The sequence below is a fragment of the Vibrio sp. J502 genome (assembly GCF_025397955.1).
Taxonomy (GTDB): Bacteria; Pseudomonadota; Gammaproteobacteria; order Enterobacterales; family Vibrionaceae; genus Vibrio; species Vibrio anguillarum.
Genome location: NZ_CP104555.1, coordinates 392,741 through 419,347, shown reverse-complemented (window position 1 = coordinate 419,347; position 26,607 = coordinate 392,741). Strand labels below are relative to the sequence as shown.

At 42.6% G+C, this 26,607-nt stretch carries 17 protein-coding genes; 2 read left to right on the top strand and 15 right to left on the bottom strand.

Annotated elements, in window-relative coordinates:
• Positions 1 to 14: 14 nt before the first annotated feature.
• The 3 genes from N5E84_RS17640 to qatD form a co-directional block, all read right to left on the bottom strand.
• A complete protein-coding gene (locus tag N5E84_RS17640; RefSeq protein ID WP_019281884.1) occupies positions 15 to 1,712 on the bottom strand; it encodes an ABC transporter ATP-binding protein in 1,698 nt (565 codons plus the stop codon).
• The gene (locus N5E84_RS17635; protein ID WP_017046020.1) at positions 1,705 to 3,360 is read right to left on the bottom strand and encodes an ABC transporter ATP-binding protein; all 1,656 of its coding nucleotides are present in this window, start codon (positions 3,358 to 3,360) and stop codon (positions 1,705 to 1,707) included. Before N5E84_RS17635 ends, N5E84_RS17640 begins: the two co-directional genes overlap by 8 nt.
• A gap of 760 nt (positions 3,361 to 4,120) precedes the next feature.
• Positions 4,121 to 4,861, bottom strand: a complete 741-nt coding sequence (gene qatD / locus N5E84_RS17630; protein WP_029388143.1) for a Qat anti-phage system TatD family nuclease QatD — start codon at positions 4,859 to 4,861, stop codon at positions 4,121 to 4,123.
• A 109-nt stretch (positions 4,862 to 4,970) separates the two neighbouring features.
• Here qatD and N5E84_RS17625 point away from each other — a divergent pair, with 109 nt between their 5' ends.
• A complete protein-coding gene (locus N5E84_RS17625) occupies positions 4,971 to 5,939 on the top strand; it encodes an IS30-like element ISVa6 family transposase (RefSeq protein ID WP_081245537.1) in 969 nt (322 codons plus the stop codon).
• Here the strand turns inward: N5E84_RS17625 and qatC are convergent.
• The 11 genes from qatC to N5E84_RS17570 form a co-directional block, all read right to left on the bottom strand.
• Positions 5,871 to 7,286 carry a Qat anti-phage system QueC-like protein QatC gene (gene qatC, locus N5E84_RS17620; protein ID WP_232513694.1) on the bottom strand — a complete coding sequence of 472 codons (1,416 nt, stop codon included), beginning with the start codon at positions 7,284 to 7,286 and terminating at the stop codon, positions 5,871 to 5,873. The two genes, N5E84_RS17625 and qatC, sit on opposite strands and share 69 nt — an antisense overlap.
• Positions 7,279 to 8,136 (bottom strand): hypothetical protein, encoded by an 858-nt coding sequence (locus N5E84_RS17615; protein ID WP_019281648.1) that lies wholly within the window; start codon positions 8,134 to 8,136, stop codon positions 7,279 to 7,281. Before N5E84_RS17615 ends, qatC begins: the two co-directional genes overlap by 8 nt.
• A complete protein-coding gene (locus tag N5E84_RS17610) occupies positions 8,137 to 9,906 on the bottom strand; it encodes a P-loop NTPase fold protein (protein ID WP_019281649.1) in 1,770 nt (589 codons plus the stop codon).
• A gap of 638 nt (positions 9,907 to 10,544) precedes the next feature.
• Complete coding sequence (locus N5E84_RS17605; protein WP_231494641.1) at positions 10,545 to 10,739, bottom strand: ATP-binding protein; 195 nt, start codon at positions 10,737 to 10,739, stop codon at positions 10,545 to 10,547.
• Between the two features lie 40 nt (positions 10,740 to 10,779).
• Positions 10,780 to 11,388 carry a hypothetical protein gene (locus N5E84_RS17600; protein WP_237333967.1) on the bottom strand — a complete coding sequence of 203 codons (609 nt, stop codon included), beginning with the start codon at positions 11,386 to 11,388 and terminating at the stop codon, positions 10,780 to 10,782.
• A 14-nt stretch (positions 11,389 to 11,402) separates the two neighbouring features.
• Complete coding sequence (locus N5E84_RS17595; RefSeq protein WP_069212164.1) at positions 11,403 to 12,494, bottom strand: ComEC/Rec2 family competence protein; 1,092 nt, start codon at positions 12,492 to 12,494, stop codon at positions 11,403 to 11,405.
• A gap of 164 nt (positions 12,495 to 12,658) precedes the next feature.
• A complete protein-coding gene (locus N5E84_RS17590) occupies positions 12,659 to 13,315 on the bottom strand; it encodes an amino acid adenylation (protein ID WP_069212165.1) in 657 nt (218 codons plus the stop codon).
• 69 nt (positions 13,316 to 13,384) lie between these two features.
• Positions 13,385 to 14,278, bottom strand: a complete 894-nt coding sequence (locus N5E84_RS17585) for a hypothetical protein (RefSeq protein ID WP_019281653.1) — start codon at positions 14,276 to 14,278, stop codon at positions 13,385 to 13,387.
• Between the two features lie 2 nt (positions 14,279 to 14,280).
• Positions 14,281 to 15,723 carry an AAA family ATPase gene (locus N5E84_RS17580; protein WP_069212166.1) on the bottom strand — a complete coding sequence of 481 codons (1,443 nt, stop codon included), beginning with the start codon at positions 15,721 to 15,723 and terminating at the stop codon, positions 14,281 to 14,283.
• A gap of 26 nt (positions 15,724 to 15,749) precedes the next feature.
• Entirely contained in the window at positions 15,750 to 22,079 is a 6,330-nt protein-coding gene (locus N5E84_RS17575) for a DEAD/DEAH box helicase (RefSeq protein ID WP_019281655.1), read from the bottom strand.
• Positions 22,080 to 24,059, bottom strand: a complete 1,980-nt coding sequence (locus N5E84_RS17570) for an STY4851/ECs_5259 family protein (RefSeq protein ID WP_206499666.1) — start codon at positions 24,057 to 24,059, stop codon at positions 22,080 to 22,082. It abuts the gene before it with no gap.
• A gap of 38 nt (positions 24,060 to 24,097) precedes the next feature.
• Here N5E84_RS17570 and N5E84_RS17565 point away from each other — a divergent pair, with 38 nt between their 5' ends.
• Positions 24,098 to 25,129, top strand: coding sequence for an IS630-like element ISVa15 family transposase (locus N5E84_RS17565; protein ID WP_026027704.1), 1,032 nt, complete (start codon positions 24,098 to 24,100; stop codon positions 25,127 to 25,129).
• On the opposite strand, the gene N5E84_RS17560 is transcribed toward N5E84_RS17565, so the two are convergent.
• Complete coding sequence (locus tag N5E84_RS17560; RefSeq protein WP_095661391.1) at positions 25,099 to 26,487, bottom strand: STY4851/ECs_5259 family protein; 1,389 nt, start codon at positions 26,485 to 26,487, stop codon at positions 25,099 to 25,101. The two genes, N5E84_RS17565 and N5E84_RS17560, sit on opposite strands and share 31 nt — an antisense overlap.
• Positions 26,488 to 26,607: the final 120 nt, after the last annotated feature.

The window sequence follows — 26,607 nt, the reverse complement described above, 5'->3', positions numbered from 1 at the left end:
AGAACCATTTTCCATTAAGCCATTTCGCTCTTTTTACAGAGTTGTGGTTTATAGAGTTGTGAGTTGGCTGTTGTAACCTCCTGTTGATACTGCTCAACCTTGCGCAATTGCCCTGCCTCCATCAAATAAACAGTATCAGCTTGCTGAATAGTCTCCAGGCGATGCGCTACGGAAATCACCGTTTTCCCTTGGCAAAGAATCTCAAGCGCTTGCAACACTTGGGCCTGAGTTTGGCTATCCAGTGCGGAGGTAAATTCATCAAGCAGTAAGATAGGCGCATCATGCAATAGCGCTCGCGCAATCGACAAACGCTGCCGCTCCCCGCCAGAGATTTGGTTACCATTTTCGCCAATCCGCGAATCTAGTCCGTGCGGCAACTTAGCCACTAACTCACTCAAACCCGCCGCCTCTACTGCCTCGCACAACACTTGCTCACTCGCTTCGGGTTTGGCCAATAGCAAGTTATCACGTAGGCTACCGCAAAGGAGCTGAACCTCTTGCGTGACATAGGCGATATGTCGATACCAGTGCTCAGTACCTATTTCATCCAAGGTTTTTCCTCCCATAGTTAAGCAACCTTGTGTGGGGATATGAAACACAGCCAACACATCGAGTAAACTACTTTTACCTGAACCACTTTTGCCCACCAGCACAATATGCTCACCCTCCGCCACCTCAAGGTTAACCCCATTGAGTACTGGCTGGCCGTCTAAGCAAAGATGAATATCCTTGAGTGATAAATCAAAAGTGCTAGGTTCTACGCCCTGTGAGGTTTGTTGCGGCAACTGGGAAAGCTGATGTAAACGTGATGCTGCTTTTAACATATAGCGGAGTAAGGCTGCATACACCGTCATCCGCGCTAGTGGACGAATAGAGACCACGGTGACAACCACAGCAACCAAAAATTGTGAGCGATTCAACCAATCGAGATCCACCAACCACGCAGCCAAAACTAAATTGATCACGAGGCCAAGCTCTAAGATCAGCGTTGCTAACAATACACCACTTCCACCAAGCCACTCTAATCCTAGTCCCTGATCTTTTTGCTTTTCAATCTGCTGGCAGAGTGGGTCCGCCAATCGCCCACTCTGTCCAAAGCTGCGCAGCATCGGCAAACAGTCTAGGTATTCGAGCAACAAGTTACTACTTTGCACATTGGTATGATGTGTGTGGTCTGCCTGATGGCTAAATCTCCGTTCTACGAGCACTAATACGCTAAACGCTAACCCAAAAATCAGCACTAGAGTCACGGCTAACCAAGGCTGAATCAGTGCAAGTACAATCGTCATGACGATCGGTGTTACCCAAGTTGCGACAAACTCGGTCAGCAGGTGACTGAAAATATCTTCAAACTGTTTGAGATCAGAAGTGAGTAACTTTACTTTTTCACCTAAGCGTTTACCACGCAAAGCCGCCAAGGGTTGAAGACGGATATCGGTCAATAACTGATGACGTAATTGATGGGTGATTTGATAGGCACCAAGAAAACTGAACTTGGTACTCTGGCCTACTATCCACTGCGCTAAGATCAACGACAGCGCTATCAATAACATGACAGTGAACGGTAATGACTCGGAAGAGAGCAGAAAGGTAAATAACATAATCCAGACCAGTAGCCCAATCAGCTCAGTAGCGACTTTGCCCAGTAAACCAAACCAAAAGTGCTGTGTCTTTGCACCACTATGTTCAATTAAGCGCCTCAGACTATTCATCAGCTTTCTCCTCTAGTTGACCGTTCAACAGTACCAAGCGGCGATCAACCTGCTGAATCTGACTAGCACGGTGGCTAATGATCAGTTGAATCTGAGCTGGTGCATAATGGCGTAACGCCTCAAAAACGCTCTGCTCTGAAAGCGCATCCAAATGGGCCGTTGCCTCATCCAAAATTAGGATCGGTGCTTTAGTGACAGCGGCGCGGATAATCGCCAAACGCTGCATTTCACCACCACTGAACAATCGGCACGCTTCTCCAATTGGGCAATCGAGCTGCTGAGGTAGGCTTTGCACTAACGGTTTAAGCCCAAACCAAGTCAGTAATTGCCAGATTTCATGCTCTTCAACGTGACGTTTCGTTAAGATTAAATTATCGCGTAAGGATCCAGAAAAAAAGACCACTCGCTGATCAACCGAGGCGAGATAATGACTACGGCTCTCATCGTCAATATCAGTTATTGGCTGACCATTGATGTACCAAGCACCCGAAGTAGGCTCCAACTCACCGAGTAACGACGCAAGTAGTGTGCTTTTCCCAACCCCAGACGCTCCCTCAATCGTTATGCGTTGTCCGGGATACGCTTTCAAATTCACCTGTTGCAATACGGCAACCTTTGGGTCGCGAGCCACAACAAGGTCACGGCACTCAAGAAGCATCAAAGACGAGGGGTAATGGAAAGGATGAGACTCAGGCTCACCGCATAAGGGAAGGATTCTGTCTATGGCAATGAACGATTGCTGAATTTGCGCAAACACTTGCGTTAAGTCTAACCACGGTTTAAGCAATCCCACACTCACGCATGCCACCATCACCAAATCAATGAGGGTTAATTGGCCCGTATTGGCGAGCATGATGGCAACAGGCAACACCAAGATCAGCGAAATTTGTGCCAGCGTGACGAATGTCACCCAAGCGCTAACCATCGTTTGAGTGTATCCCGTCACAATCTTATGATGAGATTGTAAGGTTCGGCTGAGTTCAAGGTAGGAATCCGCATCAACTGCAAACAGTTTCATTACACCTATGGTGCGCAGAAATTCCATTTGTGCTTGATGCAGATGAGCGACGATTTGATTATATTTCTGCTGTCTTTCAGCAAATCCACGCATCATCCAAATTTGTGCAGTCATTGCCAACGGCAGTGGCATTAAAGCAATCAGGGCGAGTCGCCAATCAATATAGAATAGCAATCCCACCATAAACAAGGGCATCAGAAGTCCGTTGATGATATCCGTACCATGGTGAGCAATCAGCGGCTCAAGACTCTGGCATTCATCGGTGATGCGCTTTTCAATATCGCCCCGACTCAAGCTGCGCAGTTTATCCATTCTCATCTTGGCTAACGCACGCACTAAGTGTTGCCTTACTTTCTGAATAATGTGATAGGCCGCTAAATGTGCTTGCCATACTGCTAATGCATAAAAGGCGTAGCGACCCATTACCGTCAAACACATCATTAGAAAATAAGCTGTCGCCGATTCGTTATGGTAAATCGCAGTGACGGCTAAATAGAGAAAAATCCAAGAGATAAGCTCAAAGACACTGCATAGAATAGCACTGGTTATCGATAAGGTGACGCGATTTCGCTCACTGAACAACAAGCTTTTCAGCGCCGTCATCCGGCTCATGTGATGCGAGAGCAACATAATAAAGCTCCATAAATGGAGGCTATTTTTGCTGAATATGCATGCCATCGCTAACGCAATTAGGTATAAAATCGTCGCGTTTAGTCGTAACTAGCCCACCACTCAGCAATCGGTATTAGTATATTAGTGGCCACATTCATTAATCCTCAATTGCTCAATATCGTATCAGCATCGCACTAGGTGGCCGTACATCAGTAACCAACCAATTTAAGCGCGCCTTATCGTCAAGTGGTATAGATTACGTTTGGTTGTATAAATCAAAACCAACCGAATCAAATAGAATATATAGGTAATCTTATTGATTGAAACAAACTCATTTGTATAAAAAAGAGCCGCAAAAGCGGCTCAGATTAATTATTGATGTTGAAACATGTCGATACTGTTGATACAATCATAAAGTGATATTTCATAATCCTTTATAACCAGTAACTTACCTACAAAACAACCATATGTTGATATCACCCAAAACAACCATAAGTTGATATTTTTGTGACACGCAGTATCGAGATCAAATTTTTATGTAGGAAACTTTCTTACAGAGAAATACCCCTATATCCCCCTCACCTCACCGACAAATTCAGCCGCTAGTTAACATATGACAAAGTTGCTTGGTAATTAAGGTACGATAGAATCGCTCGGTGATCACAAAGTCTTGACCATCCGCTGAAACACGTTTCTCGACAAAATCTTGTCAGTGACTTTTCTAAATTAGATAAACATGAATTACTGTGTTCATTATTCCCTGTCTACGAAGATGTATTCAAAAACCTGCTTTATTAGCAACCAATTGACGTAAATTATTCTTCAACTGTCTAACTGTATCTGATTGAGACACTTCCCATTCTTTAGAAAGATACTGAATTACGGTATCAACATCTGAGGGGAACAGAATTTTCCCCGAAACTTTCGCAAATGGCCCATCTGTTTCTAGAAGAATCTTATCTTTTGGTAACCAAGATATAAGTCGCTTTCCACGTGCTGAGAAAAGCATTGCTGGTCCAACTGAAAAATAACAACCTATATCGACAGCTTCTAATAACTGCTTTTTTGTCCCCAAAAACCAGTGGAGAACAGGGATGCCAGCTTTCGGGTGTTTTCTCAAACACATTAAGGTTTCGTCTACCGCATTCAGGCTATGTATTGTTAGAACTTTATCATTGAATGACTCACATTTTTTCAGAATGTGATTAAAAACCAATAATTGGTCATCAAAATGCTCCCTCCAGCCTTTTGATCCATCTAGTCCGATCTCACCTATATATTTAGTTTTCTCTATAAGTCGATCGAAAACTGGTAGTTCATTTTTCCTTAAATGAGCTAGCTGAGGGTGCAATCCCAAAGCAGTTTTGCAATGCTTAAGCCCTTTTGTGAGATTAACAGTGCCTTCGAAGGCTGAAGGCACTGTTGTTACAGATAATACGTAATAGTTTGAGCGTTCAATGTCATCCAATACCTTCTGATGTTCGGGGTATAGATCAACATGGCAATGCATATCCATCATGATGTTTTGTTTGCCTGCTTGGATTCAAGTACGAAGTGCGACACCTCTGAACATAAAAACAGTGAGATGCGATAATCATGAAGTTTGCTCCCGCCAAGAAGTAAAAAACATGAGATACACGCACCTCACTGAGAACGAAAGGTATATGATTTCTGCACTCAGAAAGCAAGGAATTAGTACCGCTAAAATAGCTAAACAACTGGGTCGTCACAAAGCTACTATCTATCGAGAAATTGAACGCAATTCCCGATACAACAGACACTTTAAAAGGTACTCCTATCAGGCGTGGAGAGCCCAACAAATGGCTCGCAACCGGCTGAGTCGCTCGCGCAGAAATAAGCGCTACAGCGAAATCGACTTCAGGTTACCTGAAGCCTTGCTACGACTGGATTGGAGCCCTGACCAAATCGTCGGATACCTAAGGGTAAGAGGCTATCCAACAATGAGTCACGAGCTCATTTATCAGCATATTTGGAACGACAAAACTCTCGGTGGAACACTATGGAAACACCTACGCCAATCTACCAAGAAAAGGCGCAAAAGGTATAACTCAAAAGACAGCCGAGGTCGGCTGGCAGCAAAGCGTCATATTACCGAAAGACCTGCAAAAGCTGAGCATCGAAATGAGCCTGGCCATTGGGAAATTGATACCGTCGTTGGCCGCGGAACCAAGCACTGCATCGTGACTTTAGTCGACAGAATGACTGGCTACACTTTTATTGGGCAAATGGACGATAGAACAAGCGAGTCGCTCAACGTAAGAATGAGCAAAATCGTGACCCGCTCTGACTTACCTTTTAAGACGATAACTGCGGATAACGGCACTGAATTTCATGGTTATGCACAACTAGAAAAACATCATAACTGTCTGTTTTACTTTGCAAATCCATACCACTCATGGGAGCGAGGAACTAATGAAAACACCAATGGCTTAATACGACAATACTTACCAAAACGAACTTCTATGTCACACGTGACACAGAAGCTCTGCAATGAAATTGCACACAAATTAAATATGCGCCCACGCAAAAGACTTGGGTATAGAACACCACTGGAGTATATTCATGCGCATCTTTAAAAAGTGTCGCACTTCAAACTTGATACTAAGCTGTATAAACACTTCAACTTCCATCAAACCACGCTTAAGCGTTGATTCCAAGGCATTACGTATAGACTTATCTAGTGGGATTGGACCAGATTTACGTAGCCAAGATTTGTAATTATTGGTTTGCTTCAACCGGATAATGGCTGTTTGAACTGCTTGCAGGTCGTCTCTTGTATCCTTCTCTTTAATTAGCGTTTTCAATCGCTTTGTTTTATATGGTGCATCATCATCAAAGCCAGCATGATGAACCGATGCTCTTCTAATTAGACAAGGCAAGCAGTGCCCACATTGTATGTGTTCTCTGTGCCAATGACTGCATGAAACGCTTAACGGTACGGCTTTTCTGATAGCGTTTTGGTCAACACACTCAGCCAACATCTCCCCCTTTGTTTTAAACTGATAAGGGTTTACAAATTTGACGTCAAAACCTGTACGCCTCAGCAATTCTTCCAACCTCTGCAAGAAGTTGGGGTGCGTAGTTCTCGTACTGTGACTACCTATTCGCCTTCTAGTTAATGGTGGATTGATTGAGATATAGCCATTCTCAGGAACGATAATGGTTTTAATACTGGTATTATCGTTAGCGCTTCTCAGAGCGGAAATGCCCAATACAGCCATCGCTAAGAAGTTAAAGCTTCTCCCGCGCATACTTATGTCTGTTCTACCTTCGCAAGCTTTAATGATGTGAGGAGACATCGAATAGGAGAGCGCTGCAAATGGAGAAGACAACAAAGTCTTAATTTCTTCCTGTTTGGCACCATCTCCGCGATAGGCATGACTTACTAAGAGAGGTTTGTAATCTGATGCACCATTAAGGATATCAATGGCACCCACGGCGCTATCAAGCCCCCCAGAAAAGAGGCAAACCGCATTTTTTCCTATCAGGGTTTTAGCCTTTGATTTAGCCTGCTCGCTGATCTTCGGTTTAGGCAATCTCATTGCTGTTTGTTCAAAAGTGAACGTCCACTGATCGCCAGTAAGAAAGTTCAATATTGAGCTCAACTCAGCTCTTTCTGAACTCCACATGCAGGGATCACTAACTGGGATGTGAAGGTGCATTTGCCTTGACCAAGCATTCTCAGCCTTATCTCTCAACTCAAAAGTATCTGCTGCGGTAACAGCGGAAGCAATTGTGATCAAATCGATTGCCTTAGGCTCAACAGCAACACCCAAATCTCTTACTGTTTGCAGTAGCCCTCTTGAAGCTAAGCTGTGTTTTTTTTCATTATATTCGTGAGTATGGAAGAGTTGTACTGGGTGGCATGACTCTGAAAACTCGGGTAATTGGTTTGGATTATCATTAAAGTAAAATTCAGTCATCGAAACTCTCCCATTCTTCAACTGTCATTGCAATGGCATCTGCTTGAATCTTGGTAATGTTATCTCTGGTGATATTGCTAGGGTTGCCATTGGTGACCTTATCTAGCTGCTCTTGAGCAATTACCTTGATAAGCTCCCTTAGCTCAACTTCCATGCTATGGTGCTTGCTAGCAGGCTCTACGTGGAACCAAGCCCTACCCATACCTTCAACCACATCTTGAAAAATCAAATCAGTTAAATAGCAGCCGATGGCTTGTTGAATCACTTCTTCTGTAAAACTGTTTGGATCGAAATCTTCGGTATCTGGTAGGGCTTCTTCCAGCGCATAATCTAAGGCAATTCTCACAGAGTCTGAGTCGGCATTATCAGGAGCTAAATGTGAAGCAATTCTATCAATAGCTTGGTCAGTGGAGAGACCTTTCAAGTCACGTAAGGAAAGGTTTTGGTTGTTGACTGTAACAGTGTCTCCACGCATTACGCCAAGTAAACCAGTACCAGCCGTTATCCCACTAGCCAACCTTCGGCTTGTGGTTTTTCCACCACCAGAGCCTTTTTTAGAGTAACTCTTTAGTGCTCGCCTTAAATCAGAGCTTGAACCTCCAGTCTTAGCATACTTCCCGAATTCTCTTCTAGCTCCTGCAAAGCGGTTTGTAAAATTGGCAGTACCTATGGGCTTGCCAATCTCATGCTGAACTTTTTCATTGTCCGTCTCCTTGCCGCCTTGATTTGTCTCATTTTCACCTTCAGAGCCTTGAGCTGGCTCAACTGTTACAGATGGACTTTGTTCTGCCCACGATGGAATAAGTGGACTCTGATTATTAGGACCCGTTGATGATGCTGAAGTACCCATTTACACTTTCCCTTCTAATTCCTTGATAATTCGTCCTAGCCACCTTTGCTTCGGTAACTCTTTCAAATAGGCTAATAGCGTCTGTTTGCACCTTGGCTCCTCAAGAGCTAGCAACCTTGCACCATACATACCTGAGGGGGCTTTGGACCAATCACTCATAGCCCTGAAGTTTTCAATTAATCCATCCATCACAGCTAAATAATCTTCTTTTGGAGTTGCTGCTATTGCATTTTTGCTTGTAGGGCTCAGTCTTTCAGTTTGCTCCATCAATACTTTGACAAGGTTTTGAGCCGCACCGGACATGACTGCATTCATCGAGCCCATAGGGATGCTTTCTCTACTTAAGTATGCCGCTGGAGTCAGATTAATATCTGCAAACATCGGTGGTAGTTTCGACCACTTGTCAAGAAAGACTAAGTCCAAGTTCCACTCTTCCGGCAAATCCATATCATCGAATTCAATTTGGGGATCTTCCAGTTGTGCCAGAATCTTGGGGGATCCACTCTCAGCATCAATCAACTCATACAGCTTGTTTGTTGCTTGAGTACCTAAGCAACGCTCAAATATCACCAACTTGGTAATAGTTTTCTCATCTAGCTGCATACCACGACGGAGCGCCGTTTTTCTTCTCATCTTTACCTGATTTAGAAGGCGTTTAACAATTCTAGGGTTCCCATTTATATTGGAGGACTCGGCGAGTAATGGAGCAAGTTGTTCAGCCACTATGAACTTACTTCTGAGTTCGTCCTTACTCTGAATACCTTGAACCTTGTCAATTTCTAATAGCTCATCGACTGATATGGGTGGCTGCTTCCAGGATAGCTGAAGAGAGTGTTCTAGGCTTTTTCTAAGTTCCTCCAACTGGTCACTCGTAACGCCATGATCTTGAGCAGTCAACATCATCAAGTAAGCTCTGATCTCAAGAGTACCAGGTCTTGGAACGTGCACGGGGATTTGAATTAATTTATCAAGGTAGTCGGTTTGATGGCGCTGCGAAGCTCCCTTGTGATATTCCGGCACAGCTAAGCGGATCATATCTTCGTCTGCCGCAATCACGAATGCTGTATTTGGTAAAAACAAAAATAGTCGTATCGCTTCCAGCGTCGAAATTGCATTAAATGGTGAGCAACGGTCCAAGTTATCGACATAGACTATGAGTGGCTTATCAAACTCACTCAACAAGTCTGAGTACGCTTTGCGGAACTCTTTAATTTCTTTTGGGGGTGAAAAAGCCTTTTTAGGCTTTAAAATTTCTTTGTTATCTTTAGCTATCTGCTTCGCACCATCTACTGCATCCTTGGCATCACCAAAATCTAGTTCGCGATCCTCTCCACCACTGAATAGCCCCATTAACTTCTGAAAACCACCCATGGTGGGAACGCCAGCTAAAGCTGCACCACCATCCATCAATAATCCCAAAGATCTAATGATGTCAACACGTCCTGCAAACTCTTTAGCCTTCTTGCTCAAGCTGGCGTTGTCTTTCGCTTGCTTTACCAAGGTCGATGCAATTGTCTCTAATAGAGCCGCTTTAGCATCGTCATAGCCTTGATACATCCACGCATCGAAATGGACTTGAATGTAGTCTTGCTTCTCTTCAGATATTGACTTTTTGGTTAGCTCTAAGATTGTTGATTTTCCTGCCCCCCAATCCCCAAAAACGCCGACAGATATTGGCATCAATTCCTTTTCGGTGATTAGATCCTTAATCGATTCGGCAGTTTCACTAAAATTTAAAAAGTCTAGTGAGGACTCTTTATCAGACCACATTTAAACCCCATTTTGTCTACAAAATAGCTGTTTTTAACACGCACTATTTTCTGACTTTTAAGTTAAGTCCCAAAACTAGAGTGTTGGAACCATCTTTGTTTGTTACGACTTCTATTTTATTTGCCCGTACACTGACTTCTTCAGGTAACTCATCTTTAGAACAATGGATTACAAACTGAGTTTTGGTATTCTTGTAGCGGCTAATGAGCCCTTCATCTATTTACTTTTCAACATCTAATGGCGTTGAAAAAATATCAATTTTCCTTTGAAGCTCTTCGATTTCCTTAGTGTTCATATCTTCCTCATTTCTGCCAAAGCTATAACAGTCCATATCAAACTAAATACATATTCTGTTATTAGGAAAAATAGGTCAAATGATGACAAGAGAAGTGTGTCCCAAATCAGAGTCTGGCAAACTTCGGGGCACTTTTGAGTTACGAAGTGCCAACTGTGAAGGTTATGGACACAAACGAGTTATTACACTTACTAATTTAGCGATCCATTAATTACATCAAGTATAACTGAAGTCGCTTAATAGTATGTCCAGTATTGGTGGTACAGAGCAACAAACTCTTCGCCAAAACACTGAACATCGACATCTAGGTGGTCATCAATGTTTTCTATGATAGTAACCCCGCTCACAATCGCTTTGCCAATTCACTTTTAGCGGTTCCTGGTGGTCCTACAAGTAATACATGTTCACCAGAAAGTGCTGCTAACATCATTAGTCGGACTTGCTGCTCCCTTTCCAATAAGCCATCGCTCATCTGAGCCATTAGTGCTTGGAACTTGCCTTTTCTATTCATCGTTGTTGCACATACTGTTGTTGTCACAATAAATTCCTTTTCTAATTTTGTTGCCAAGTGAAACACGTCATAAACTCACGGCAATTGCCGTTGTTACGAGTCTGTTCCCCGCATTTTTTGCTGCGATTGCAAAACCTATGATTGCAAAGGTAAATACCCACAAAGACTGATAACTTACCTCTGAAAAATACTCGCCCAAGAACTGCTTCGCGGCCAGTAACGCAAAGGCACTGACAAAAGATACAGCAGCTGCATCCCGATATAATAAGTAAGCTCTGTGAGTTGAAGCCACTTCGTCCTGCTTATTGGAAGGACGATAAAACTCTTTGTACCAATAACTGTTCTGCTCTCTATTATTTTGCTTCAACAATTCAAACTCGGACACGCGGGCCTTAAGGAGCGCAGTGTCAATACGTCGATCTTTCTCTGATAACTGTATAAAGCGATGCCCTGGTAACACATTGTTCCATCGCCAAAATACCAAGACGCTCTTGAGGTCAGGAGGCATGAGGTGGCTAAGCCACCCCGAAACCGCACCTATTGCTAACATCGCACCACTCGTGTCTTTTAGTATATCTACATAACTGATATCAAAAGCACTTTGATTTACAAGTGATATCACTGTTAGCTGAAGAACCATCAGTACTGAGAGCGGGATAATGTTATTAGTTTTCATAGAGATTCCCGCCATTATGCCACCTCTTCTTCATAGTCGAAGTGATATGGATCAGGGTTCATACTATCCCATCCATCACGGCCAGGCGCATTGTAATGGTGACAAATACCGGAACCTCGCGTCGCTAGTGCTTTGACACCTCGGTGAGTGAAAGCATTCATCACCGCTTTCCGTGGGTGCTTAGGCTCACCATTTTTAGCCGTAGAAGCAATTGCCGTGATGTTACGTGAAATACCTTGGCTGACAGGCTCTCCAACTAAACGATTTAGAACTGTCGCCCCTATATTGCGCTTACTCCCATGATGAGGAATCTGCATAAATCGAAGGTTTGCTCCACTCGTACACTGATCGATTTCATCTGCCGCGTATTCCAGAGCCTGAATGCCCGCATCACCGGTAAAAACAGAGCGTCTTCCTTCGACTACTAATTGGGTGATCACACTGGAGTTATTCTTCGCTGATGTGACCCCTTCATCATCAATCTGGTCTTCACCCCAAGTGGCAAAGAAACGACGAATAGATGCGGCCGCTTTTTCAAAAAAACTTTCTAAAGCATTTGTTGCAATGGCTTTTTCCGGCATGCCATCGAAATCAGGAATGAGGGATTCGTAGTATTCGACAGAAGGACCGAGAACCTTAATACCACCGCCTGTGTCCATTAAACCAGTAAAAGGTTCACGTATAGTGACCCCTTTCGATTCAGCTAATTTAACCAGTGACCACGCTTTTTCGAGGTTTTGTTTAAGACGTTCCCCTAAGCTGTTGTCCGTTACGCGTCCATCTTTGAATTTATCAGCAAGTCCTTGGTTATGTAGCCAAGGCTGATGAATCCAGAGTTCTTTTACTTCGAGTTCATTAAGGACGGCTTCCAAACCGTTAATGTGGTCTTGATCAGCGTGAGTATTGATGACCAAATCCACTTTAGAAGTGCCGAAACAAGTGTTGATGTGTTCAATAATCTTTGAACCTGTGCTTTGAAAGCCCCCATCAATCACAACTACAGTTTGCTCATCACGATGACCGTGTAAATTACCGTAGCGAAGTGCGATCGCATCACCGCTCTTAGACTCTTCACCAACACCTAAAAAATCTATTTCGTAACCCATAACTTTTTCCTTTTTCTATGAAAGTTAAGAGTTACTAATCAACTAGCATGCCAAATCATAACCTTTTGTTTTTATTAAAATTAAGTTAGAGCGTAACGACACAACCCGTAACCATATTTACCTGTGGTAAATTTTATTACCTTCAGATAAATCAAAAAATCAAACTAGCGCCTAAACAGAACTACATTACTCGTATCATCAGAAGGTGGGTTTTCTTTAGTAATTTGTTGGACATAGTCAAGCAATCGCTCGATTGGGATGAAGCGGTGCTTCTTGTTGTTCACCTTAATGCTTTTAGTTTGGCAATTGATATAGTTAGAAATCTCGAACGCCAGTGGCAGGTTTAAACGCTCGATATTTCTATCGTCTAAGGTTTGCGTGACCCACTGTGCTGCGTCAGCAATATGGCCGTTAATACTAAGGTCGGTGTTTTTTATCCACTGCGGTGTGAACTCAATGTCATTGAGCTTTGATAGCAGTTTGGCGATGTCATAATGGGTAATTAAGCCGCTCGCTTCCAAGGATTCCACAAAGGCAAACTGCCACTCTATTTCTAACCTTTCAGCGAGTTCGTCGGGCGTGATAAATAGGCCATTGAGCGGAATAAAATAGGTGAAGCGGCTGTTGGCTTCACAGACGACCAGGGTTTTCTCTACGGATTGGTAACGGTTTTCAACAAAGTGCACCTGCCAGCTTAGGGTGCTGGCATCTGAACTCAGTTTGTTTACTCCAGCTTGTTTACCTTCTTCCACTGGCAAACGAGGGAGATCGGCTTTAAGCCATTTGTTTAGTGCGTTAGTGGCACTGAGTTGAAGACGCATAAAAACCTAACCTTTGACCAAAAAAGAGGCACCCGAAGAAACCAATGACATTAATATTTGTGTAGTTTTCTACGTGCCAACGATGACAATTGGCTCTCCTTGACGAATAGCTGTGTTCGAAAACTTACGATACTCAGCATGCCTAGCCGTTTCAGCTAACCTGTGTATATTGACTTCGATCGCGTCTTGATAGGTTGCTTCATCTAAGCCATGCCCAAATGAATACCCCACTTGTTTGGTTAATACAAAGCGGTCGTGCATTTGATTTGATGGCCAAATAGACATTTCTACTTCAAATCTGGCTGGTAATAACGGTTTAACATGTTCTACTAGCCCTCTTTGCAATTCTGCCCTGGTTTTATCCCCTTGGATTGCAGTAAACACTAACGCTCTTCGGCATTGCCGACGGCCACCTGCAAGTCGATTAATAAACTCGATAAAAGGTCTTCTATATCTATCATCAGAAGGGTGAAAGTAAGGATCAATAAACATAGCAACATCAGCTAGCGCAAGTGACACGGAAATAGCATCAGCTAACGATTCGGCATTTCTAGGTACGCTATTGGTTTGATTTATTATCCAATCTTTTGGCTGAGTAAACATCATACTTGCGTAATCGTATTCACTATTTGCTTCATTAAAGATAGATGTAATTATTGCTTGAATAACGAAGCTCTCCTTCGCATGTCTAGCTTGAGCTAACCATTCATCAATATGCTCAGGTACTGTAATACCTGGGATCAAAGATGTATTACAAAGTTTTCTGAGCTCATCAAAGCACTTCCTGCGTTCTACTGGTTGCAAATCCATAGCGCGTATACTTGCTTGTTGTGCCCTTTCCCAGTTTTTTGGGATTGCAGACACAACTCTGCCCTGCTCAGCCCGAAAGTCCGTGAAGAAGCGTTGTAGGGAGTCACGATTTCTTGTGTAGGCATCAGGATCAACGGCATATTCTCTGATCATTCTTACACCTCTCCATATCGCTCTTCAAAAAAACCTTCTGGCCAATCAAGTTCGAAATCCCCACTGTCTGTAATACGCTGGCGTTGATAATGGATTTCTTCGTCGTGTTTAAACACATTGATAACGCTAATCTCATCAGGCGTTATTGAAAGCGCCCCTTCATCAACCGTTCTTCTTAGAAGGCGTAACATCAAGTGCTCACTATGCGTTTCGATGAGAAACATTCTATCTGGGTTATTCTTAACTGCTTCAATCATCATATCCCCCAAAGCCAACTGCCACTTGGGGTGAATATGCAATTCAGGCTGCTCGCACGACACGATAAGATCTTGTTCAAGTGACGTTGCAACTACAAATGGGAAGACTTGTGATACACCAACACCGACGCTTGATGGCAATAAAGGAATGTTAGTATGAGAGTCTTTAAGGATGACCGATTTTTCACTCAAACTTGCTTCGCCGTAAGCTGGAGACTCAAAGCAGTAATTAGTGCCAAAGAACTGGCTACTAACGAACTTTTCATTAGTTTTGGCTTTTACTCTTTCATTGGCAAAGGCGAAGGTCTCCCAGCCAGCTGTTCCGTCATACCAGCGCTGCGAACTAGTCTTTTTGTTCAAGACGGTTGCGCGTGTTGGCATAATGCGTAACGGCCCAATATGAAGCAAATCTTCAAGTTTATTCACTAATAGCTTTAGTGGCGCAAGCGCTGCTTGAGAGAGTGAGGCTTCGGCAAACAACTGGGCGGCTAACGGATGACTTTCGAAAACATCAGACCAATCGAAAGGTGCGTTGGATAGATCAAGCCTTTTATGGATATTCGGCAACGCATCTTGGCCATTTATTGAGACATCTTCCCACTGGCCAGAATCAAAGAGGTTTTCGATTTTAAATGATTCATCTACTTCCCAATGTGGCAGTGGTTGATAGTGAGCAATTTGGCAATCTGGTCGACCGGCTTGAGCTGTTGTTTTGAAATACTCAATGCCGTGGCTTTTACATACATATCGGCTGATAAACGCACGACTTTTGGTATGGTCCCATTTAATGTCTAACTCAAATGATACAACATCAGCGTCTGAATCTGGTGTAAAGCCTAAATGGGATTCTAGTAACCATTGTTCAGAGCTGGACAAATAATCATCCCAAATATCCGCCACTCCATCTCTAAAATCTAGTGTTGCACCTAAGGTGATAACTCCATTTAAATCCTTACCATGAACAATATTGTGAAAACCACCAAAGTAGAGCGACTCCCCAGCGATTGAGCTGTACTGTGCATCAAAATTACGTTTAGCGATCACTTCATACAGATACAGTAATGCATGTAATACAGTGCTTTTACCTGTACTGTTTGCCCCAAAGAACAACGTGATAGGTGCGAGTGGAATCGTGGCTTTATTCTTAATACCTTTGAATCCACCAACGGTAAGTGATGTTATTTTCATTTTTAACCTATTAACATTCGAAATGCCTACAACACGTTAATTGCAATCCAAGTAGACCAGCTTGCACTATTAGACACCTTAGCCAATTTATAAATATCAATTAGCCGCTTTATCTGATCTTGCGTATCTCTCATGAAATCAAATCGATGCATCCCACCAGCAAGACCTAATCGCCAATACCCAAAGCCTTGGTCTAGAATGACCTCAACGATATCACCGGTAGAAAAATGCAACTGTATTGCTCTTCGGTGCGGTACTTCGCGTTTGTTATCAATTATATTTATATCGACTCTTTTGCCCGCCATATGAGTCAACCAGGCATTAAATATTGCATCGTAATCGTAGCGATTGTTCCAATCATGATTAACGGCAAATGGGCCTCGATTTTGTTCATCAAAACAGCTATTTACTTCTATTTGGCAATCCGATGTTTCTCCTAGCGCTTTGAGTACTTCAGCTAGCAACAATAAAGAAACCGGACTTTGGAGATACCTATCTGAGTACGAAATGCTCTTCAATTCACCATCTTTGAAGAGTTTTGTTAATCGCTCATCTTTACTCTTCAATAAGTTAACAAAACCTCTGCCGAAGTTTGATAACGATCCATTCAATTCAGTCGTAAGATCAACATGGACGGCTCCTAACAAGTGGGTTGGCTCCATGGAGTCTAATTCGAAAGGGGTTGTCGCTATTTCTGGTTCACTATAAGAAACAATGGAAATATCTTCCGCTGTAAGCCAATGCTCTCCAGGGGTGGTTGCTTTAATATCAAGGTTCGCTAGTGTAGACCAACCGCTACCTGTTAAGCCTTGAAAAACAATAGCTCCACACTCTTTTCCATATTTAAGCTGAACGCCAATTTTTTGTATTTCCCTTAAGAAACTCACAATTTCATCTGTGAATTCAACTTTAGGGACGACTATTGAAACAGCGATATTCTTCGCTAATAGTTCATGCAATTTCGATTTCATCAAGACAAGAGAGGTATCCCACCCTTCGACTTCAGAAGAAAGAACAAATAAACATTCCGATACCTTTTCATTGAGTAAATCGGTCAACTGCGCCTCGATAGTTTGAGGGCAGTATTTTCCATCTTTGATAAGGTTTTGGTGCTTAGTCGAGAGTGATACGTAATGTTTAAAATTATCCCCTAACCATTCTATCGCTAACATGCGATCGAGTTTATCGGTATCGTGTTTCGAATCCGACTCTAAAAGGCATTCAGGACAAAACGCGTCACATTGCTTCCTACAATCAAGTTTTCCAACTAATCCATTCAATATCTCGGAAATATGAAATGGCGCGGATGTCGAAAATCCGGCACCACCGCCCACGCTGTCGAACAACTGAAGCACTAATGCGTGTTGATTATCACCAATAACTGTTGGCCTAACGCTATACTGGATTTCGTTTGTAGAGACACCGAGCTGCTCTACTAAGCACTTTCGTAGTGCCACAGCTAATGTGGTCGCTATTTTTCGACCCTGCTCATTATCAGGTATGTATTCACCTGTTTTAGGGTTCTTAATCACCAATTCAAATACATCGGTTCGGGAGTTAATACCTAAATGAATCGAAGACATTATCTTGGCAGACCCGTCACAATCAGCGTGTCGACCTACTTCATCTTTATCGAATTTACTAGGACGCGGTGGTTTATGTGTTTTTTCAAAGTTAAGTGCTTTTGGCAACTCACCTTTCGCTGTCATTGACTCTGCGCGGCCGCAAGCCATACATAACGCATACCCTTTGCCCGACAATCCAGAACTATGATGGAAGACCTTGCCATTGGCATCCGCCACCATATAACCAAGTGCAGGCATTGGTAATGGCGTTGCTGTACCTGATGCAATAACCCAAGAAGGTTGAACGGGAACATAATTATTATTAGAAATATTATTTGTTGGTTCTCGATAATAATCAGTAACAAAGCCTGTAGGTTGAATCACTTTTTTTCGACAATCAGTATTGTCTGGGACATTTTGGCCACAAGCTATATTAGTGCATATAAGGTTATTTGAATCAGATTGTATTTCTAGATCCGTTTCGTAGCCTGTCTGACCACAACTTGGGCAACGCCAAGCTAAGTCAAATTTCTGAGAATCTTTCGCACCATCAACGTGAATTTTCTGCCAATTCAGCGAGATACCTGCCGCTCTATGTACTCTGCCATCAAGTACTATTTCTGAACCGGGAGCATACTCTCGAATTGCAACAGCTAGGTTTCGACTTGGCAATCCTCGATTGATAGAAACATTATCCTCTCGATCGAGTTTACTAACATTCCTAAATTGAAGCCGCCTTCTAAAATCAACGATATTATCGGTATCCAAGTTTACGACATCAGTAGGGAATCCATACCCAGGAAGGAACGCTCTTGTTGCTAAATCCCGTAGTAAGTACTCTCGACATAAACGAGACTTCTCACTATTTAGCTTATAAGCATAAGGGCCATCAGGATCAACGCCAACCAATTCATTTTCTATGTATTGATATTCATTTACCCACCGAGTGGTGATTTCCTCTATTTTCTTTGCTGAGTGTTTACAGATGTGTGCTAAAGGAGCATTTCTCAACGCTGTACCTTTAACTAAAGTAGCTAAGGCTGATTGAAACCTCTTATCACACGTTTTGACCCAGTTGATATAACGTTCTGCGATAGATTTTTCGTCATTCACCTTTGTGTTAAACCACTCAAGATCTAAGTTAAATTTTTCTTTACTTGTTAAACCAACTTCTTCGATTAAAAAGCGTCCCATCAAAAATGAGTTTACATGTCTCTGCACCAATTTCTCAGACGAAAATGCAACATGAGGGGCTGATATAACAGTAGTAAATGGCCATTTCGGGTTATTAAAAACCAACATATCATGGGGATTACTTTTACATAGTGTGTAACTTATCGCTCTAGATTCTTTAGATCGACCAGCTCGGCCTGCTCGCTGAAGATAGTTCGCTGGGTGTGGTGGTACATTATTCATCACTACCGCAGTAATACCACCGATATCAACGCCCATTTCCATTGTTGTAGAGCAGTTGAGGACATTTTTCCTACCAACTTTAAACTCATCCTCATAGATTTTAAGTCGCTCAGCGGATTGTTGTGCAGAGTGTTCTGCTGAAGCATAGTAAAAACCACCCTCTACCGTTCGATCATTAATATCCGTCCACAAATTCTGCTCTCTAAGTGATCTTACTTCCGGTGAATTCGCAATATCTTTGCGCATTAAGATAAGTGAAAGCAAGAAGTCATCACTTCCTTCGAAAGCCCATACGGCGGGAAGTTTCACTTTTTCACATAGGTTGCCATCTAACTGGCCTTTAAACGGAATATAAGGAGTAATTCCTTTAAACGTAGTGTCTAGCAGTTTGTTCGTAATCGGACATATATAAGCCGAATTCATCAATGAAAAACTGACATTAGTCAGGTTCAAACTATATTGTTTATCTGCTGTTGAATCTTGCAAGATTTTCGAACCGGTTAACGCATTCCAAGCAGAAACCAACCAGCCATTAACCGTGTCCTCCCCTGCCGTACTCGTAATATCAATGCCAGTGGCGACAGTGAGCAAAGTAATTATACGTTGTTGACGTTTACTGCCTTTTCGTACTAACGGCCAACTCTTGGCTCTGTTTTCATCGACATCACTCGCGTCAGGCCCTAACAAAGTTTTAGGTGAAAAGTGCATACCGATCCAACGAATCCATTCACGATCAATGGTTATATAAGAGTTTTCACGTACAAAAAAATCCAAACAAACTTTAAGGTAATCACGCCAATCTTTTACCGTTAGACCATAATTCCCCCAAAGCTCCGGGACAGCCTCGATTTTGTCCAATGCCGGGTAGACTATTTTAACTAACCCCTGAGTCTCTAGATTGTTTCTATTTTTTGGTCGTCTTGCAAACTCTCTCGTCAGTAGCATTTGAGTCAGTCGTAGAGGTCCTGTCGAATCATCGAAAATTTCTGGCGATAACCGCTTGTTCTCTTTTAACATCGACTCTTTTAAATCATTATCTTGTTTAATAACAGCTGCAAGATCAGACCAAGTGATTGTTTGAGGCAAAGGTATAGCAACCGAACTACTGGCAATATCAATATATTCTTTTAGTGCCTTAGCATCTTCAGGCATGGATTTTTCGATGGATGGCAGCATAACTCGTAATTTTTCGATAGGCATACTCAAGTAGTCTTTTACGCTGTCGAGTAACGCCTCATCTATAACGACTTTCTCTTCCACATGCCTACGAAGCTCCTTAAATACCAAACCTCGCAATCGCGACCGTTCGGCTTCTTGCTGCATACGAATTGACATTTTTGCCGTTCCTTGTCGACTATCGGTAAAGGTAATTAACCGACGTCCTCGACCAGGAACAGAGTTAGGGCCTATCTTGGATTCTTTATCCACCTCAATATCTGGGCAGTATTCCAATACTGTTGGTACAGCAATCGCTGTATAGAATGGCGCCCCCAGTAACCCTCTTCGTAACGCTTTACTGTACTGACCTCTACCTGAGTAACCACATTCGCAGCACTGTTGCGATTCACTCATCAACTCAGCTAAGTGAATTGAACTGTTTTCCAAAGATTCTTCGCGCCCAGCAGTATCAAATCCTTTTAATTGGTATTTATATTCATCGCTCTGTTTTGCTCCAATAACAACTTGAGTATCACTTGCGGTTCTGTTTTTAGAAAACTGATCTGAGCGCTCCTCGTCTACCTCTTTTTCTTCTTCATCAAGCAATGAAAACTCATCATTAATTTTTCCGGTCCATTGTTGCAAGTGACCATTGTGATCAGTTGCCAATAAATGTGGTTCGTTACAATCATTGCAAAACGCTAATTCAAGCACTGCTGCCCCACAATGACATTTCTGACGATGCTCACTATAAACAAACCCAAATGGCCACGCGCCATTCAATTTAGACTGCTGTTTATTCGGGCAGTTTGGGTCAATACAGCACCACAAACCATGCAACGTTCGCTGAAAATAATGAGCTCTGAGTTTTAAAAACGCCTCACTGCTATGAGAATGTTTGGTTCCGGTACAGATATCCAGCCATCGGCATAACTCTGCTTCGTTTAAATCATAAGGTTTTAATTTATCGAGTAATTCAGCGTAATGTACCGGGCCTACATTGTCGCCAGCTAACAACTCTCGTATTTTAACGGCTAGTGCAGAACTCGCTAAAGCAGAGTATCGACGCTCTGATACTTCCGAATTTTGGCTCCGCTTCTTATCTTTGGGTTGTTCACCCTCTGGCTCTATCGCTTCTATTTCACTAAGAGTTAAATCTGCTGGCGTTACTTTGGGTAAGCCAGGAACTACACGTCTCCCCCCAATGACAGCTACCTGCTCTACGCCTACATTAGCTAGCCTAGCGAGGTATTCTTTAAGTTGTGTTTCAGCTTCAGCACCCGCAATTGTTGCAGATGTCGCAATAAATCGAATATCCTCAGGCTTAACATCAAAAGCTTGCATAACACGTCTTAGCTGCAAAGCAAGTTCAGCGGCTTGCGAACCAATATACGTATGTGCTTCATCTAGTACGATCCAACGCAACTTACCCTGTGACTTTTGGATGATGGGTGCGTCGGCTTGCCTCACCAACATATACTCCAACATGGTTCCATTGGTTACCAAAATAGGAGCTGGGTTTTCTCGCATCAACTTTCTAGAAAGTACTTCCTGAGGCTGCTTTCTTTGCCTTTGCCTATCTTGGGCTTTAAGGTCATTAGGTGTATTTCCGTTATACAGACAAAATCGAATATCACCATTAAAGTGCGTCGTCCAAGCATTCAATCGTTCTTTCTGCGAGTTTATTAACGCATTCAAAGGATATAGAAATAACGCTCTCACCCCTGTTAGCGAACGGCTTGTCTGCTGTGTCTCTCTGTACAAATCTTCGAGTATAGGTACCATGAAACATTCAGTCTTGCCTGATCCAGTTCCACTGGTGATAATTTGAGATTGAGGGCGAGGATCAAGTAACCCTTTCCATGCTTTCAATTGATGTTTGTAGGGTTTTATTTCTCTATTCAATACATATTTACACTTGCAGCTACTGTCTTTTTTACATCCTTCTTTATGTGGTGAAACATCTAATGCATTTAGTAACTCAGGGCTGAGTAAGTTGTTATGAGCGGAGGTAGAGAGGTCTTCTATCGTTATCTCGTCTGCTTCCCAAGCGAACATTTGCTCAAACACAGGACCGTGAACAAACTTTTCATCCGTTTCCATTCGCTCACTTAAATGGTTTCTAAGAGCCGGATTCTTAATACCCAAAATACTTAAAGTCGACTCTTTTGCTCGGCTATTAGCTTGTTGTTTTAGGGTGGCAAAATATTGCTTCATTTAAGCTTCCTCTTGGGCAAATACGCATAATGCACTTTGAAATACCGGGTTAAACCAATGGCGGTCAAACTCAACAATCTGTCGTAAATGGAAATAATCTAAGGGATAAAGTGTCGGTGTCAGCTCTTCCAAATGAACTTTTCCACACGCCACTGCAGCTGCAAAGACCGGAAAATAAAGGACGCTCTTGTGGAACCCACGAATGACTTCGAAATGAATAAGCGATTCACAGTGTTTTTTGCACCATGTTTCTAACTCAAAACTAAATGCTGCCGGCCACTCACGGTCAGACAAATGAACTCGCACCAAATCTTGGCTCCATTCAGGCAGACAATATTGAAAGACAGCTGGCAAATTCGCTTCTTGTTGTATAAATTGATCGTCAATTAGTGAACAGCACTGCTTTTCAAACAGTGGCGAAAACTCAGAAAGAGTTTCTAGCTTGCTCTTAACTTTGTTATCTACCACTTTTTCAGGTAGCCCTATATCTAGTAACATCTGGCGAAACTTAACAATATGTGACCGCCAAATACTCAGCGGTATAAGCTCCCAAATAACATTGAATTCAACTTTCAAGCGTTCCATTAATTGAACGGGGTTATCTGCTTTAAACGCTAGTGCAGATAAGCAAGCAGTATGTTTCACTAATGCTTTCCACACTTCAAAGGTCGCCATTGGCAAGTGTGAGTAATTAGCAAACAAGTCGTTAATAAATCGCCAACTACTGTGGTTAAAATCATTAGCTAACATTGGAAGAACATCGGCTATCGCGTTTGGGTTAGTTACTGGATGAAATAGCGCCACAGCCTTATTTAAGGTTTTTACATCATTAGAACGTTCAATAGGTTCACTACTCGGAATAAACTTCGCTCGAAAAGCAAGCTGAGTATTGTTTGAAGGAACGATTAACGCTGGCTGAGATAACTTTGTATTTAGCTCGAATACGCCTGTCGCTACGCCATTTGAATATCTTTGTTGAAGGGCATGCGGTTTTTCTGCAGGGTCAGCCAAATTAATTAATTCTGGCTTAATAACTAGGTCATTTTCCAGTTTTACATTAAAACTTACTGTCTCATTGAACTGTTGAGCTTCTGTAGCATATCGTCCAATGATTGTTTGCTGCTCTCTACAGCCAGCTCCTCCAATGACCATTCGAACTTCATCATCCAGCTCACCAGATGCCGCCAGTAGTTCTCGAATTCGATGACGAAACTCATATAGACTGACCTCTAGGACCTTATCGGTAACCTTGTACTCCCAATAATAAGACGCATCACGAGACCTCATCGGCCCTTTCAATTCAATATAATAACTCGCCGCTACATCTACACGCGGGAAAAACTGAATACGCGCACCTAATAAATCATCGATAGTGATTCTCTTAGCTAAACCGTTACCATGTTTGTCAAAGGTTAACGCTCCTGAGGCAGGAAAAGGTACCCGTACTTTTATCGGGTCAGCCATCAGGTTTGCGCTGATAGAGAGAATAATATCCGCTGGTGGTGACCCTTCGGCTATCACCTTGATTCTTTTGCCACCTTCTATATTGGTTTGTTTATAGGAGACCTGTTCGCCTTCTATGGATACAAATAAGTTCCTTTCACAATGAAGATCGACAAAACCACTATTAGCCTGCTTAGACGGCTTCAGCTCAAGGTGGAATGACTGCGGAAGAATAGCGAGTCGTTTACGAAGCATTGTGCGATTACCACTCGCCTTTAAACGTACCGATTGAATACCAAACAAGCCCGCTTGATGAGCGTCTCCTAGCCGTTTATTACCTAACCACAATTCTGTATTTGGTTCTTGACTAGTAATAGTCGGTAAGCCCAAATAGATAGGTTGTCCAGTGCTAGAGTAATACTGTAATTTAGTCCCTCGAACACTGACTTGATCGGCTAATACTGCCGACTGACGTGTCGATATTACATAGGTATCGTGCTCATCTTCTTCAGTACTATACCCGTGATCATTGAAGATGCTTGATTTTCAATAGAATCAGGATCATGCTACAAACCATGAAAATCACACTGACTCCTCAACAGAAACTGCAACTCGAACAGATGCACGACATTGAGCGTGACAGTCGAGTTTGCGACCGTATTAAGGCTGTTTTGCTGGCTTCTGAAGGCTGGAGTCAGACTATGATTTCACAAGCTCTTCGTATTCATGAATCGACCGTTGCACGTCACCTCAGTGACTACGTACTTTCTGAAAAACTTAAGCCTGAGAATGGAGGAAGCCAAAGCAAGCTTTCTGCTATTCAAACCATGCACCTAATCGAGCATTTGACTGAGAAAACCTATTCTCATACTCATCAAATTGTCGCCTATGTTAAAGAGACGTTTGGGCTTGATTATACTGTTTCTGGTATGAACAAATGGCTTCACCATAATGGTTTTAGCTACAAGCAACCGAAAGGCATACCACACAAGTTTGATGAAGCAAAACAGCAAGCATTCATAGAGGCGTATGAAGCGCTAAAGGCAAGCTGTGGCGAGGATGAATCGATAGTCTTTATCGATGCAGTTCACCCAACACTATCAACAAAGATATCGCATGGCTGGATACGTACTGGTCAGGATAAAGTGATTGAAACAACGGGTAATCGTAGCCGATTGAACATTATTGGCGCACTGAACCTGTCGGATATTGGTGCAACCATTGTTCACGACTATGAGAGCATTAACAGTGAATCGATTGTTCGTTTTTTCTGTAAGTTAAGAGAGAGTTATTCGTTAGCCCATAAGCTTCATATCATATTAGATGGTGCGGGATATCACCGCAGTGACTTAGTCAAAGATGCGGCGTTTGTCCTGAATATTAAACTGCATTATCTTCCACCTTACAGTCCAAACCTCAACCCAATAGAGCGGCTATGGAAAGTAATGAATGAGAAGTCGAGGAACAACGTTTACTTCAAAAGAAAACGGGACTTCAAGGCGGCAATAGACCAATTTTTTTCTGTGACTCTTCCAGAGATCGCAGGCTCTTTGACATCTCGAATTAATGATCATTTTCAGGTTCTCAAGCCTGCATCTTCAAGTTGATTCGGTATATAATCAACCTTAATTTCTCCACTGAACTCAACAAGCTGATAGTGATCAGTTGTTACCGTCGAGCACAGTTCTGGAAACTCGGCCGTGTAAGCCGCATCTTTTAGTAAGATAGCTTTGAGTTGGTCAGCTTTGGTACTCACGCTTCCTTGCCCTACGACCCAATCATGCTCACCGTCTGACCTAAGTACAATCGGCATCTCATTAATAGCGAGGTCAGAGTTAGGAATTTCTTCTCGATGAAGCTCAACACCGGCTTGCAATACGACTAAGTACAGATCTTGCTCTATGGTTTGGCGACGAAACTCACAAGCAGGAGTTCGTAAAATAACCTTGGTGGCCTCTCCTTCAAAGGTTGCATGCCCAATACCCAACTCAGCAATGACTCGATTGCCTTCTTGTATAAATAACTCAACTCGACTGTTAATCAATGCTTCGCGTTTAAAAGGCATAGGTATCGCCTTCATCAACTTAATTTGAGTAACAAAACCCAAGTCTTCATTGTTTGAAAGCCTTTGCCAGCAAATAATTCGTTTCGTTTGTTGTGATTTGCTTTGTCGCTGAACGGACGCAGAAGTAAGCAAGCCTGTGAGAAATTCGCTGCCAGTGTCTGTATCAAGTGGGATTGGAAATAGATCTCTCCAATTGGGCAATTGGTTATCTAAATGGTTGGCAGGTTGCTCTTGTTGCTGCAGATTGTATTCATCAGTTAAACGCAGCAATAGCTCCGCCATATTCGTGATAAGATCAACCGTCGTTTCTTGTCTAAATGCCTCAGGTAAATGTTCAAGCCCCTCCGACACCAACTGAAAGGGCGACTGACCGTATGCCTGTGCGTCATCAAAAACCCTAAGAATACGCTTAAAGATTGATTGGAATCGGCCACCTTCGCTCGCTAATAATCCATAAGGTAGACCACCCTCTCTAAACACTGACCCAAGAAAGCTATGTCTATCATCGTTATATTGGCTAACCGTACGCTGCCAATACTTAAAACCTATTTTTATTACCTTACTGCGTTGGTTAGCATCTAATTCAAACCCTAAGCTGCTTGATATACCACTCCAGCTCCAACCACCTTGATACTGACGTCGATACCATTCAGCACTGAAAAGACAAAAAGCCGCACACCAGCTACTATCCCCGTGTAACCTTGTTGGCAATTTTTGGTTTTTTAAGCTGGTTCGTAAGTGATGATATTCGGGTTCTGTTAATTGATAGGTAAATAGCGGCTGGCCAGTGGGCTGAGATAATTCTCGCTTCGTCAAAATGGCTCGTAGGCAACCATAAACCGAAGTAGAGCCGAGTATCGCACTTGCAGGTTCAAGTACGCTTGGGGACGTAGTATCCATTGATAACCTAACCTTATTTACTTAACCTTAACTGTAATCTGGCCAAATATTTCGCACTTAGCCATTTTTATACAAACCAATGCATTGCAACAAACATTCCACTCAGTAACAAGTTGATTT

Coding starts and splice junctions, on each gene's coding strand:
- N5E84_RS17595 (WP_069212164.1), bottom strand. CDS start 12,494: ATGGGTTACGAAATAGATTTTTTAGGTGTTGGTGAAGAGTCTAAGAGC.
- N5E84_RS17625 (WP_081245537.1), top strand. CDS start 4,971: ATGAGATACACGCACCTCACTGAGAACGAAAGGTATATGATTTCTGCA.
- N5E84_RS17590 (WP_069212165.1), bottom strand. CDS start 13,315: ATGCGTCTTCAACTCAGTGCCACTAACGCACTAAACAAATGGCTTAAA.
- qatD (WP_029388143.1), bottom strand. CDS start 4,861: ATGATGGATATGCATTGCCATGTTGATCTATACCCCGAACATCAGAAG.
- N5E84_RS17615 (WP_019281648.1), bottom strand. CDS start 8,136: ATGGGTACTTCAGCATCATCAACGGGTCCTAATAATCAGAGTCCACTT.
- N5E84_RS17580 (WP_069212166.1), bottom strand. CDS start 15,723: ATGAAAATAACATCACTTACCGTTGGTGGATTCAAAGGTATTAAGAAT.
- N5E84_RS17610 (WP_019281649.1), bottom strand. CDS start 9,906: ATGTGGTCTGATAAAGAGTCCTCACTAGACTTTTTAAATTTTAGTGAA.
- N5E84_RS17585 (WP_019281653.1), bottom strand. CDS start 14,278: ATGATCAGAGAATATGCCGTTGATCCTGATGCCTACACAAGAAATCGT.
- N5E84_RS17640 (WP_019281884.1), bottom strand. CDS start 1,712: ATGAATAGTCTGAGGCGCTTAATTGAACATAGTGGTGCAAAGACACAG.
- N5E84_RS17635 (WP_017046020.1), bottom strand. CDS start 3,360: ATGTTGCTCTCGCATCACATGAGCCGGATGACGGCGCTGAAAAGCTTG.
- N5E84_RS17560 (WP_095661391.1), bottom strand. CDS start 26,487: ATGGATACTACGTCCCCAAGCGTACTTGAACCTGCAAGTGCGATACTC.
- N5E84_RS17600 (WP_237333967.1), bottom strand. CDS start 11,388: ATGAAAACTAATAACATTATCCCGCTCTCAGTACTGATGGTTCTTCAG.
- N5E84_RS17575 (WP_019281655.1), bottom strand. CDS start 22,079: ATGAAGCAATATTTTGCCACCCTAAAACAACAAGCTAATAGCCGAGCA.
- qatC (WP_232513694.1), bottom strand. CDS start 7,286: ATGACTGAATTTTACTTTAATGATAATCCAAACCAATTACCCGAGTTT.
- N5E84_RS17565 (WP_026027704.1), top strand. CDS start 24,098: ATGAAAATCACACTGACTCCTCAACAGAAACTGCAACTCGAACAGATG.